The organism is Aulosira sp. FACHB-615 (assembly GCF_014698045.1).
In the GTDB taxonomy this organism is placed as follows: domain Bacteria; phylum Cyanobacteriota; class Cyanobacteriia; order Cyanobacteriales; family Nostocaceae; genus Nostoc_B.
This window is the reverse complement of sequence record NZ_JACJSE010000049.1, coordinates 16,540-30,591: the sequence shown is the minus strand read 5'-3', so window position 1 is coordinate 30,591 and position 14,052 is coordinate 16,540. Positions and strand designations below refer to the sequence as shown.

The window sequence follows — 14,052 nt, the reverse complement described above, 5'->3', positions numbered from 1 at the left end:
CTGCGATCGCCATCAGTGGAGTAAATGCTGGCTACCGCACACCAAAAGATGATTCCATTACTGCCACTGGTAAGCCATCGCTCATTCCCGATTTGAAACATTTCGCAACAACAAACAGACAGGTTAACATCTGCTTTGACAACGATACCAAGCCCGAAACCGTCCAGCGAGTCAGAACTGCGATCAGCCGTATGGGGCGACTGCTCATCAACGAAGGCTGTCAGCTGCGAGTGATTGATCTAGCAGGGTCACAAAAAGGCGTTGATGATTTTGTTGTAGCTCATGGTGAGGCGGCTTTTCACTCACTGTACAATACAGCCGAAACGTTGGAGTTATGGGAAATTAAACTGTTTACTCTGCTGACCTATCCCCCAGCAATCGCACTCAACCAGCGATTCTTGTGTGGACTGATTGCACCAGAAGGTGAAAAACTGATTGTTCTCAAAGCTCCAAAAGGCACAGGCAAAACCGAGTGGTTGTCCTCTGAAGTAGCCAAGGCACATGACCAGGGGCGTAAGGTATTGATTATTACCCATCGCATACAACTGGGTGAGGCTTTGAGCGATCGCTTCGGTGTTGATTACGTCAGCGAAATCCATACATCTGACACAGGTGGTTTGCTTGGGTATGGTGTGTGCGTGGATTCGTTACACAAAGATAGTCAAGCCCATTTCAACCCCAACGACTGGTCAAACGATGTCATTATTATTGATGAATGCGATCAAGTGTTCTGGCATTTGCTCCACTCTACAACAGATGTGGCCAAGCGGCGGGTAGCGATACTGCGAAATTTCAAGCAACTGGTACAGAATGTTTTGGGTAGCGAACACGGTAAAATCTATCTGTCTTCTGCCGATGCCTCAGATACCGATGTCAAATACATTTTGTCTCTGGCAGGAGAATATCGAGTTAACCCGTTTGTGATCGTAAATAATTATCAGCCGGTATCTGGCAAGTGCTACAACTATTCCGGCAGCAATCCCAAGAATTGGATTGCGGCGTTAGATCGGGCTATTGAGAAAGGTGGACATCATTTATTATGCTGTTCTGCCCAAAAAGCAAAGTCAAAATGGGGTACTCAAGCCTTAGAACAACGGTTTAAACAGAAATTTCCTCATTTACGGGTTCTGAGAATTGACAGTCATTCAGTTTTAGACCCAAAACACCCAGCTTTTGAGTGTATTGCCCATCTCAACCAAATTCTGACACAGTATGATTTGGTGATTGCTTCGCCCAGCTTGGAAACTGGCGTGTCTATCGACATTCGAGGTCATTTTGATTCGGTTTGGGGGATATTCCAGGGAGTGCAGCCTGTGGATTCTGTACGGCAGATGTTAGCACGGTTAAGGGAAACTGTTGACCGTCACATCTGGGTTAGTCGATACGGGATGGGGATTGTGGGCAATGGTTCAACTTCTATGGGTGGATTGTTGCGGAGTCAGGATATTGCAACCCAGGCTAATATCGCTCTGTTGTCTGCGGCTGATAACGACGATTACTCGTTCATTGACCAAAATTTCCAGCCCGAATCATTGCAGACTTGGGGCAAGCGTGGTGCTGTCATTAACGTCCAAATGCGCCGTTACCAGGAATTTGTGCTGAAGGGGTTGGTGGCTGATGGCTATACCGTGATTGATGCGGATGATTCCGACCCTGACGAAACCAAGGAAGTTGTTAAAGAGGTGAAAGCAGCTTCCAAGGAATTATATTCTGGTCAATGCCAGGGGGTTTCTGAATCTGATGATGTGTCTGATGCGGAACTCAAGAAATTGCAGGAGAAGCGCGTTAAAACGAAAGAAGAACGGTATCAGCAGCGTAAGGGTGAATTGTCCCGACGTTATGAGGTTGATGTTACGCCTGACTTGGTAGAAAAGGATGATGACGGCTGGTATCCGCAGTTGCGGCTGCACTATTACTTGACTGTGGGGAGGGAGTTTTTAGCCAGTCGGGATAGCAAAAGGGCTAAGGCACAGGCTGAGGCTGGAGACAATGCTATTTGGAAACCTGACTTTAACAAGGGGCAGATGTTGTCTTCTGTGCTGTTGTTGGAAAAGCTCAATTTGTTGCAGTTGCTCAAGACTGGGGTGCGATTGCGGGGGTCTGATGATGTGATGCAAGAATTTAAGGCGATCGCGCTAAAGCATCGGTATTTGATCAAGAATTACTTGAACGTGACTATTTCGGAGAAATTGACTCCTGTGGCGATCGCACAGAAGTTACTCGACAAAATCGATTTGCGGTTGACTTATATGGGAAGGTTGGGGCCGAGAGGGAAACGGGAGTGTGTTTATAAGTTTGTTGCTCCTGATGACGGGCGGAATGTGATTTTTGAGAAATGGTTAAATCGAGAGTTGGTGTCAGTCAGTAATAATATAGAGTTACAAAAACAAGTGAGTGACACAACATCATTAACCTCTTAGAATCTAGATTCTGTGTCAGCCAGTAATAATATAGACATACAAACACAAGTTGTTGACACACATGATACTCCCCAAACATTAAATCAGCCTGTTGGAGGCTGAAAGAAGCTAAAGCTGAGGCTGTTGCAGGGGTTAGAAAGTGCTGGTTCTCTCTACCAACAGCTTGTTTCAGAAGTTGGCGAGGGTGTTAGGATTGCGGATAGTCACCCGTTCAGAATTCATAAGTAAATTTGATACTTTTAATTTCAGCCCTAATTTAGTAATTTTTTAAGCAAATTCTGCAAAATTTAGGTGTATATATTCTAAATACTTGTTTTAAATGAATACAAATAGATTAAGGTGTGTCTCTTGAATGAATTAGCGAACTGACAAGTCAGCACTAGCGTTCTGCCTAGCATAGCTGATCGCAGGTTCTATTATTTGTTTTTCGTTGTCCCCAAAACAACTAACCAAGGAGCTACTCCATGCCAGATTTTTCTCGCAGTTTGGCATTTGTAATTGGAATTAACAATTACACCAATGGCATTCCTCCTCTACAAAATGCTGTCAATGATGCCGTCAAGTTGGTGGAATTGTTACGGGAAAAATATGGATACCAAGTGTGGGAATATTTGGATGAAGCAACCACTCTGAACAATCTCCACGAGATGCTAGAGAAAACCATGCCAGAAGAAGTTACCGCCGATGACCGATTGCTATTGTACTTTGCTGGTCATGGTATTGCCCTCAATGGAGATGATGATGGCCCCAAAGGTTATTTGATCCCCCAAGATGCCCAATTGGGAGATGTTCAAACTTACCTACCAATGACTCAGTTGCACGACTGTTTGAATAATTTGCCTTGTCGTCATTTTCTGGGCATCCTGGACTGCTGCTTTGCTGGGGCGTTTCGCTGGTCAAGTAACAAAAGAGAAATCTTAGCAGCGAAAAAAATCTATAAAGAACGTTATGACCGCTTTATTTCTGACCCTGCGTGGCAAGTAATCACTAGCGCGTCCTATGATCAAAAAGCCTTAGATGCCTTTTCACTCCATAGCCAACGAGGTGGAGAGGGCAACCATTCCCCCTTTGCCGCAGCATTACTAGCGGCTCTAGAAGGACAAGCGGATTGTTATCCTCCGGCTACGAATGGTAAACCTCCAGGCGATGGGGTGATTACGGCTACAGAGTTGTATTTATATCTGCGTGATGCAGTAGAATTAGTCCATGAATCGCGGTGGCAACGGCAAACCCCTGGCATTTGGCCTCTGAAGAAGCATGATAAAGGCGAGTATATTTTCCTTCCACCTGGATACGCACTAAATTTACCGCCTGCACCACCTCTAGATGAATCGAAAAACCCCTATCGTGGCTTGGAGTCTTTTGAGGAAGAACATAGTTCTCTGTTTTTTGGCAGACAAAAATTAATACAACAGTTGTATGAATTTGTCAACAAGCAGCCTTTAACTGTAGTGCTGGGGGCTTCTGGGACTGGGAAATCCAGCTTAGTTAAGGCGGGATTGATACCTTATCTCAAAAAGTTACAGTCACAGTCAAATCAGCAAGAGTGGCTGATTCTGGCACCTATGCGTCCAGGGGAGTCGCCGTTTCGGGAGTTAAATAATACGCTTTCACAGAGAAAGATTCCCGTTGTTGACCTGTCTAAAATCAATTATGAACAAACAATAAAAAGTCTTTCAGCTATGATGAACGCTTGGTGTAAGCGCAATCCTCAGTCAAAGCTACTATTTGTAGTTGACCAATTAGAGGAAGTGATTACCCTGTATCGGGACGAGGCAGAACGGGAAAACTTTTTAAATTTCTTGGCTGTAGCAGTAGCTAAGTATTCAGAGCAATTGCGGATTGTACTGACTCTACGCAGTGACTTTGAACCTCAATTTCAGGATACTCGTCTCCAGGAATACTGGAAAAATGCTCGATTTATTGTACCAGCGATGAAACGGGAGGAGTTACGCGCAGCAATTGAGGAACCAGCATCGGCAAGGGTGATGTATTTTGAGCCACACAATCTGGTGGATAAGTTAATTGATGAAGTAGCTCAGATGCCAGGAGCTTTGCCGTTACTTTCTTTTACATTAAGTGAACTTTACCTGAAGTATTTAAGGAGTTACCGAGAGGGTTCAAGGGATAATCGGGCAATTACCGAGCAGGATTATCAAGAATTGGGAGGGGTGGCGCGGAGTCTTACCCAAAGAGCAGACTGTGAATATGAGCAATTGGTGAAACGAGACAAAGCCTATACCCAAACTATCCGTCATGTGATGTTACGGATGGTTGCGGTAGGTGGGAGTGAATTAGCTCGCCGACGGGTGCCGTTATCGGAACTGGAGTATCCACCAGGGGAAAACGAACGGGTGCAAGAGTTAATTCACCATTTTACAAATGCCCGGTTACTGGTCAAGGGAGAAGATATTGATGGTAATCCCTATGTCGAACCTGCCCATGATGCTTTAGTGCAGGGATGGCAAAAGCTATTGGTGTGGAAGCAGGAGGATAAGGAAAGTTTAATTCTGCAACGGCGGTTGACTCCGGCGGCGATGGAGTGGGAGAGGGTAAAAAATCAGGACAAAGAACAGCCAAAAGCAATTCCAGACAAGATTGATCCTGTTTTGGATTGGTTAGATATACGACTCTTTAGTATCGAAAACTTATTCCAAAAAATTCCGGCTCAGTTGGCTCGACTATTACGGCGATCTCACAATCAACACGGGCAATCTCGGCAAAAACCTACCCAGTTTCTTTGGGATAGTAATCCCTATTTGGTGTTATTAGACCGAGAACTTCATGCTGATAACAACTGGTTAAACCAAGTAGAGAGGGAATTTATCCAGAAAAGTGTTTTGCAAAAACGCCGTAATAGTAGTTGGCGATGGCGAATTGTGATCGCAGTTATCCTTGGTTTATCTGGTTTGACTATCTTTGCTGTAAATCGTCAGATAATAGCAGAAAAGCAGGCAATTCGAGCTTTGATAGAAGCTTCCGCAGCTAATTTTAATGCGAATCGAAATTCTTTTGATGCCCTGATTAATGTATTAACAGCTAGTAAACGTTTGCAACAATTACCTTGGGGAGACACAGATCAAGAACTCCAAAACTCTCTTCTGACGACTTTGCTACAGTCTGTGAAATGGGTGAGGGAACAAAACCGCTTGCAATGTCATCAAGACGCTGTTCAGAGTGTTAGGTTTAGCCCTGATGGTGAGATGTTGGCTACAGCCAGTTATGATAACACTGTAAAGTTATGGCGGCGGGATGGAAGTTTATTCAAACCTTTGGAAGGACATACAGATGCTGTCATAAGCGTCAGTTTTAGTCCTGATAGCAAAATGATTGCTTCTGGTAGTCGGGATGGAACAATCAGGCTTTGGGACAGCAACGGCAATTTGATAGGAAAACCTATTCAAGCTCATAATAGGGTTATGAGCGTCAGTTTTAGTCCGGATGGTCGTCAAATTGCTACTGCCGGTGTTGACAAGACCGTAAAACTTTGGCGACTGGATGGTAAATTGCTCGATACCCTTCCAGAACATCAAAAATCGGTAAGGCGAGTGATTTTTAATCCTAAAGGTGATCAGATCATCACGGTCAGTGATAATTCATCAGTAAAACTCTGGAGTCAGGATGGTAAGACACTACTAAAAAATCTCAACCCCGTTTCCGGGACTGTTGTAAATGTAGACTTCACAAGTGACGGTCAGTTTTTTGTCACTGGGAGTACAGACGGAACAGTGCAGTTGTGGAGTCGAGAGGGTAAACTTAAACGAACACTTCAACATCCTGGAACTGAAGATGTATGGAGCGTTAGTATCAGTGGAGATGGGCAAATAATTGCTTCTGGCAGTGTAGATGGAACCATAAGACTCTGGACGCAAGATGGCAGATTACTTGATACCTGGGTAGGTCATAAGGGGCAAATTACCAGTGTAATTTTCAGCCCAGACGGAAAGATGCTTGCGACTGCTGGTAACGATGGCATTGTAAAGCTTTGGCAAATAAAACGAAACTGGTTAACTGTTTTGGCTGGGCATGAAAAGAATGTGCTGGATGCCAAGTTTAGCCCTGATGGTAAAATGGTTGCCACTGCAAGTTCTGATGGAACAGTGAGAATATGGAGTCGAGAAGGTAAGCTACTCTTTGCTCCTCTAACAAATCATAAAAAGAAAGTTAATACTGTTAGTTTTAGTCCAAAAGGGAACATTATTGCTAGTGGTGGAGATGATCGCACAATAAAGCTTTGGGATATCAACGGAAAATTTTCGATGACGCTGGGTGAGCATAGAAATAGGGTTATTTCTGTTAGCTTCCGTAATGACGGAAATATGCTCGTCTCTGCCAGTGCTGATGGCACCGCTAAACTTTGGAGTTTAAATGGTAGCAAAAAACTTATACGCGTCCTTGAAAGACATAAAGATAGAGTGTTGAGTGTAGCTTTTAGCCCCGATGGAAAAACAATTGCCACTGCTGGTGATGATAAAACTGTAAAATTGTGGAGTTCTAGCGGTCAATTCCTCCACGAATGGCCAGCACACACAAGTGTAATTTGGTCTGTTAGTTTCAGTCCCCAGGATGGACAAACAATCATCACTGCTAGTAGTGATAAGACAATCAAATTGTGGCGACGGGATGGAACGTTAATTACACCACCATTAAGCGGACACACCACTCCTGTGTTTCATGCAACCTTTAGCTATGATCAAAAAATTATCGCCTCAGCTAGTAGTGATCAAACTATCAAGCTGTGGCGACGAGATGGAAAGTTAATTACAACACTAAATGGACATACTTCTATGGTGCATAATGTGAGCTTTACTCACGATAACAAATGGTTGGCTTCTGCTGGTGCAGATAAAGTTGTTTTGCTATGGGATGTGTCAGATATTAATGTGCAGGAGTTGCGTAAGAAAGGATACAGCCATATTCATAATTATTGGCAAACTCAATCAAAAGGTGCAAACAAGTTATGTCATTGATGTAGGTTTTGCGAATTAACTGTCTGCCTGCTTAACGCAGCACAAACATAAAACTCTCTACTGTCTTTTCACTGCACGATCGCCGAAAACTTGTGTTCCATGATTAGGCAGACTATCAAGCGAAAAATACCCAAATTCTTTGAGAGCTTTTTCAGATTGAGGTTTTAATTCTTCGGTAGTTTCTGGATTTACTATTAAAACGCCTATTCTATAATTATGATTATCTTCTGGTGGGCCAATGTACAAGTCTACTTCCCATTTTTCATCTGTGGAGCCATTAGGGTAATTCCTGATTTCAACTAAATAAAATTTACCCTCTATTGTTGCGTTCACATAAGCCCACATAGTTGCACCTTGAGGCAAGTTTTTGAAAATGCCCTTGCACTTACATGGATAAAGAACTGTACTTCCATCAGTAGGTTCTATTATTTGCATTTCTGGTTGCGGCTTTTTTCCTCCAGAAATTTTAATATATTTTTCTATATTTTTTTCTGTTTTTTCTGATGGATTAGCAGCAGTCTGACCTTTTGAAAATGCTTCATCTATACTTTTTTGATTGAGAGGTTGATTTTTATCTTTCAAAGACAAGTAAAAATTCTCGGAAAAATTGATAGCAGATTCTCCCCCAATGTCACCATTTATTCCTATCGCACATTGAACGTGATTAGCAATTAATTCAGCAGCTTTTTTTGAATAGCAAAAATTTAAAACTACATAGTTCACATTATTATGTTTGAAAAATTCTGCCAAATCCTCTGGTTCTAATTCTTCTTCTCCGTTTTCATCATGAAAAAGGATAGTCCCATCATTTTTACCTTCTGCACTAATATGAATAATTTCAGATTTTGCATTTTGAATTAGAGAGGGCAAATCTTTACGCAGTTTTTTCTCTTTAATTTGAATATTAAAATAACTGTTATTTTCTCCTATAAGTTCTTGAATTTTTTTGAACTCTTCTTTTATTTTTTCTCTATTAACACTGCTAGTTCCTATCAAGATAATTTCAGTTTTCATGTGCCAAATCTATTCCTAATATATATGATTTAAATAAGAAAATATGTACTATGGGCTTTTCCTTTTCTTGTCTCCATTTTGCTTATCTTCTATTGGCGGCTTTATTGGCTCTGCTTCAGGCTGATCTGGCATTATGCCATCCCCCCAAGTTATATCGACCTCAAGGGGCTTATTCGCTCCCCATTTTGGATCTAATCTTTTTCCATGTAATTTATCCTTAGCAATCTCTTCGTTATTCTCGTCTAGCTTCACCCACGCAATAGCAAAACTTTTTTCATTTTCAATTCTTTCTATCTTTACAACATAATTTTTATCTATTTTAATTTTTACATATTCCCAAAAAATCTGTACTATATCGTCTTCAGTAATATGAACTGGTAAGTTTCTGACTCTGAGCATTTTAAATATCTCTAGTTAATTAAGATTTAAATTTATTTAGTTATTTATCTTTACTTTAGTTTTCAATTTGATATCTCTGTCAAGAGATACCTAGAAATAATCTCTCTAATCTTGTTTATGTGAGCAGTAGTAACGTAAGTGCATACGTACTACTAGGCGATCGCCTGAACAAAAATTTTTACTTGGTATTTTTATACACTTACGTGAGATACCATAGCATATTGCGTTAAAACTTGAAACTAGCAAAAATCAATAGTAATAATTATTTATCTCAATGTTTTTCTTAAGAATATGAAATGTTGACATTTTCACCCTTGATAAGACTACTATAGATAAATATGTAAAGTTTTATAACGGATTCAAAATTTCTGCATAAAACACCATCCAACATGGTGAAATTTAATTTGTCCCTAATCACAGCAATTTAATATCCAAATACTTACGCATGACGAGAAATTTTCACAAAACATTCGTAGTAGTTGCGATTATTGCAACCTTCGCAAGTGGCTGTAGGTCTACAGATGAGTACAAAAAATTCGCTGAAGCAGGAAATAATTTTGCTGAAGCTACTAATTCTCTATTGATGGATGCTGAAAAAATTACAATCAATACAACATCTGAGAGACTACTAAGTGATAGAAAAACTAGCGGAGAATTTCAGCCTAGTGATGAAGCCGCTAAAAAGTTTGTTGATCGCTACACTGAATTATCAGAACAAGATAAAAAACGGCTTGAACTTATCAAAGAGCTTCGTAGGCATAACCAATTTTTGCAGGCTTACTTTAATAAACTTATAGAGCTGGCTGGTTCTGATTCTCCTGATAGAAGTAAAGCCGCAGTTGAGAGTATAGCCAACAATTTACAAAATAGTGGCAGTAAAATTGTAGGCTTAAGTCCCATTAAAATTGATCGGCTACCATCGGTAACTAAGATAGTTCTTGACGCTCGGATTCGTGGCGCACTAAGAGAAGAATTAGAAAAGCGTAAGTTCACGATCTATCAAGAAATAACTTTCCAAGAAAAAGTATTAAAACAAATCAGTGATTCAGTGGAAACAGACATAAAAACACTACGAGATTTACAAGAATATCGTTTAGTGTTAAAACCACTCACTCAGTTAGAAGACATTAATGACGATACATGGATAAAAAAAAGATATGAAGTTCTGACACAGGATGCTGAAGTAGTAACAAAAATCAAGGATGCAAGTGATAAATTAACAAAATTTAAAGAGTTGTTTATTGCTTCCATAGAGGGAGATTTAACCAGTAAACGTCTTAATAATTTCATCCAAGAAACTAATTCATTCTCAGCACTTGTTTCTAGCCAACAATAATCGTTATTCAGGAAAAATTTAAATATGTCTATTAATTCTGAAGCTGAAGCTCAAGCAATTTTGCAGAAATTAAGACAAGTTGATGCGAAACTTAACTCTCCACAAATTTTATTCACCATTGATCATGAAAGCGATCAACGTAAAAAAGATGCTTTTAACGAAGCGAGAACTAAAATCGTTGCTCAAATCCGACAACTAGAAGATCATAGCCTTTCTTTACTATTAGCAAATTTACAATCAAATGAAGCTTCGTTCCAAAAAGGAATAGATAACTTAAACCGCGAAATTGAAGCGGCTAATAATATAGCTAAAATTACAGAAGCAATTGATAGAGTCCTGAGTGTTGTCACTGCGATAGTGATTCCCACGAGAGGAATCGGAAGCCGGAAAATATACGTTTTCCTGGTAGGAATCGACAACTATCCCGATCCCAAACATCACCTCGATGGTTGTGTAAACGACATTAAAGCTATAGAAGAGTATCTAAACGAAAGGTTTGACCCGCAAGAATATCAACTGCATTTACTCAAGCTTCAAGATGAACAAGCAACCCGTGAGGCAATTATTAATGGCTTCCGCAACCATCTTTGTCAAGCACAAAAAGATGATGTAGTTTTGTTCTACTACAGTGGTCATGGTTCCCAGGAACTAGCACCGAAGGAATTTTGGCACATAGAACCAGACCATCTGGATGAAACTTTAGTCTGCTACGACAGTCGTACCGAGAACGGGTGGGATTTAGCAGATAAGGAGTTGGCGAAACTAATTGCAGAAGTCGCAGAAAAAGAGCCGCATATAACCATAATTATGGATTGTTGCCACTCTGGTTCTGGGACTAAAGACCCCATGCAGGAAACCAAAGAACGTCGCTTAAGCATAGACAAGCGAGAGCGTCCCTTGGATAGCTTTATATTTACGCTGGAAGATTTAGAGAAACTTACAGATTCCCGTGAACGTGACCCCGAAAAACACCCCACTGGTTGGAAAATCCCTAAAGGTCGTCATGTGCTGTTAGCCGCTTGTCGAGACTACGAAACAGCCAAGGAATACCCAGGCAAACTTAGGGGTTATTTCTCTTATTATTTAATGGATACGCTGACCAAGACAAACGGCAAGCTGACATATCGGGATTTATTTGCACGCACAAACGCTATTGTCCGCAGTGCAAGATCCGATCAGTCTCCACAATTGGAAGTAAATCATGCCGACGATAGTAACAAGTTCTTCCTCGACGGTGCGATCGCCGAAGTTGAACCATACTTCATTGTCAAGCATGACCAAACTGCTGGATGGGTGATTGAAGGTGGTGCTGTTCACGGAGTACAACCACCCAAAAATGGCGAAACTACCTCATTAGCACTGTTTAAATTTGATGCTAATAACGATGATTTGCACGACCCGTCAAAGTCTGTAGGTACAGCAAAAGTAACTCAGGTATTGCCAACTAAGAGCAAAATAGATATCGAAGGGATAGACCACCTAGCTACTGATACCACTTTTAAAGCAGTCGTTACCAGTTTACCCCTACCACCTTTAGGAGTTTACTTTGAAGGAGACGAAGCAGGTGTAAATTTAGCGCGTGAACAGCTAAACAAAGCTGGACTCAATGGTAAACCTTCAGCCTATATCCGCGAATCACAAGAAATCGGCAACGCAGATTTACGCTTGCTGTGTCACAATGACCAGTACATTATAGCTAGACCCGCAGATGAGCATCCCCTCGTAGCTCAAATTGATGGTTACAACCCCGACAACGCAGAGAAGGCAATTAAACGCTTAGAACATATTGCCCGGTGGACAACAATTGCTCAACTGAAAAATACTGCGGCGACTCAGATTAAAGCTGGTGATGTGAAGATGGAACTCATCTTTGCTGATCAGGACTCATTGCCAACCAAGGATATACGTTTGCAGTATAAGTATAAGAACGGTAATTGGCAAAATCCCGAATTTAAACTTAAACTTACCAATACCACTAAGAGGCCACTTTACTGTTCTTTGGTTACTCTTTCAGACAGTTTTGCTATTGAAGCACCATTTTTTGAATCTGGTAGCGTCAGGCTGGAAGCCGGAGGAGAAACTTATGCTCAAGTCGATGGAGACGTATGGGTGCCAATCGGAGTACCAGATAATTACTGGAAACAGGGAATTACTGAGTACAAAGATGTAATTAAGTTGATTGTCAGCAATGAAGAATTTAATGCCAAATTGCTAGAACAAAAAGCCCTGGACGTTGCTCCAGATAAAACTAGAGATATACAATCTACTAATCGAAGTAGTCTTGATCGTCTAATGGTGAGGACGCAAAATCGTGACATCATACGCAAAACAGACGCAGTAAAGTTTGATGATTGGTATGCAGAGGAAATCACAATTACCACAGTCCGCCCCTTGGAATCTACCCCGGTTTCCCCAGGACAAGAACAACAATTAGGAGTAGGGGTGAAATTACAACCCCATCCCAGCTTAAAAGCAAATGTTCGTCTCACGACTACACCACAAGTCAGCCGAGATTTGGATAATAACATTGTGCCTCCCATTCTGCGGGAAGATCCTCAAGTAACTCAACCTTTCCAATTTACAACCAGTCGGGGTACAGACCCAGGATTAACTGTACTGGAACTGAGGGACGTTACAAATCACGAAGTTGTTACCCCTGATGCACCTCTGAAGTTGTTGGTTGATGCACCCCTAGCAGATAATGAATATCTGCTTCCTATAGGTTATGACGGTGAATTTTTCTTACCTCTAGGGCGTGGTCAAATAACTAACAACGGTAAAACAGAAATTATCCTCGAAAGATTACCAGCCCCCGTGAGTGAAGGAGAACGTAGCCTGCAAGGTGCAATCCGCATCTTCTTTCAAAAAGTAATCAGCCAGCGTTTGGGACGAGAATTTAAGTATCCGATATTGGCAGTACCTGAAATAACGGAGAACAAGAAAAAGAAAATAATCTATCATAACGATGAAGCTTATGTGAGAGAGCAGGTAAAAAATGCTAAACGAATTGCCCTCTACATTCATGGAATTATTGGCGATACCGAAAGTTTAGTATCTACTATTAAACACCCTGTATTGCAGGCAGATGGGCAAAAGGTTTCCATCAGCGAACTTTACGACCTCGTTCTTACCTTTGATTATGAAAATTTGAATACTTCTATTGAGCAGAATGCCCAAAATTTAAAACGACGGCTAACAAATGTAGGGTTAGGAGAAAACCACGATAAAGAACTACACATTATTGCTCACTCAATGGGTGGTTTAGTATCTCGTTGGTTTATTGAAAAGGAAGGTGGGCATAAATTTGTCCAACACCTAATTATGTTGGGTACACCAAACGCCGGTTCTCCTTGGTCTGTAGTAGAAGATTGGGTAAAACTGACTCTGGGTATTGTACTCAACAGTCTTGCTACAGTTTCTCCCCCGGCAACAGTAGTAGGTACTTTGTTGGGTACATTAGAACAAAATATCCGGGTATCTCTAGCCCAAATGAACCCAGCTTCGGAATTTCTCAATTCTCTTGCAGCTAGTGACGACCCTGGTGTTCCATACTCAATTATCGCTGGCAATACTTCTATTATTCCCGCAGCATTAGAAGAACAACCACAGAAAAAGTCCAGTGTCTTGAAACGGTTACAACAACGTTTATTTAATAAAGTAGTAGAATTACCGTTCTTTGGTGTACCGAATGATATAGCTGTAAAGGTGGATAGTATCAAGAGTGTTCCTACAGGGCGATCGCATCCTCCCCACATTCAAGAAATACCTTGCGACCACATGAGTTATTTCCTTGGCGAACCAACTGAAGTTGGTTTACAAGCTTTGATTGCTGCGATTACAAGGCAGAAATAAAAAATAGCCGAAAGGCAAAAGTAGGCATTCTCAATGTCTATCTTTTGCCTGACTCATTTTT

General features: G+C 41.1%; 6 protein-coding genes. 4 read left to right on the top strand and 2 right to left on the bottom strand.

Features of this window, described 5'->3' with window-relative positions:
- Window positions 1–2,420: plasmid replication protein, CyRepA1 family (locus H6G77_RS33075; RefSeq protein ID WP_242049390.1), on the top strand; the 2,420-nt coding region annotated here is incomplete at its 5' end.
- A 464-nt stretch (window positions 2,421–2,884) separates the two neighbouring features.
- The gene (locus H6G77_RS35435) at window positions 2,885–7,390 is read left to right on the top strand and encodes an eIF2A-related protein (protein WP_199331737.1); all 4,506 of its coding nucleotides are present in this window, start codon (window positions 2,885–2,887) and stop codon (window positions 7,388–7,390) included.
- 57 nt (window positions 7,391–7,447) lie between these two features.
- Here the strand turns inward: H6G77_RS35435 and H6G77_RS33065 are convergent, their stop codons facing one another.
- Window positions 7,448–8,404 carry a hypothetical protein gene (locus tag H6G77_RS33065; RefSeq protein ID WP_190873836.1) on the bottom strand — a complete coding sequence of 319 codons (957 nt, stop codon included), beginning with the start codon at window positions 8,402–8,404 and terminating at the stop codon, window positions 7,448–7,450.
- A 48-nt stretch (window positions 8,405–8,452) separates the two neighbouring features.
- Window positions 8,453–8,803, bottom strand: a complete 351-nt coding sequence (locus H6G77_RS33060; RefSeq protein WP_190873835.1) for an RNA-binding protein — start codon at window positions 8,801–8,803, stop codon at window positions 8,453–8,455.
- A 445-nt stretch (window positions 8,804–9,248) separates the two neighbouring features.
- On the opposite strand from H6G77_RS33060, the gene H6G77_RS33055 reads away from it, so the two are divergent.
- Together H6G77_RS33055 and H6G77_RS33050 are read left to right on the top strand one after the other, a co-directional pair.
- Window positions 9,249–10,139: a hypothetical protein gene (locus H6G77_RS33055; RefSeq protein WP_190873834.1), complete on the top strand. Its 891-nt coding sequence runs from the start codon at window positions 9,249–9,251 to the stop codon at window positions 10,137–10,139.
- A gap of 24 nt (window positions 10,140–10,163) precedes the next feature.
- The gene (locus H6G77_RS33050; RefSeq protein WP_190873833.1) at window positions 10,164–13,991 is read left to right on the top strand and encodes a caspase family protein; all 3,828 of its coding nucleotides are present in this window, start codon (window positions 10,164–10,166) and stop codon (window positions 13,989–13,991) included.
- Window positions 13,992–14,052 lie beyond the last annotated feature (61 nt).

Coding starts and splice junctions, on each gene's coding strand:
- H6G77_RS35435 (WP_199331737.1), top strand. CDS start 2,885: ATGCCAGATTTTTCTCGCAGTTTGGCATTTGTAATTGGAATTAACAAT.
- H6G77_RS33065 (WP_190873836.1), bottom strand. CDS start 8,404: ATGAAAACTGAAATTATCTTGATAGGAACTAGCAGTGTTAATAGAGAA.
- H6G77_RS33060 (WP_190873835.1), bottom strand. CDS start 8,803: ATGCTCAGAGTCAGAAACTTACCAGTTCATATTACTGAAGACGATATA.
- H6G77_RS33055 (WP_190873834.1), top strand. CDS start 9,249: ATGACGAGAAATTTTCACAAAACATTCGTAGTAGTTGCGATTATTGCA.
- H6G77_RS33050 (WP_190873833.1), top strand. CDS start 10,164: ATGTCTATTAATTCTGAAGCTGAAGCTCAAGCAATTTTGCAGAAATTA.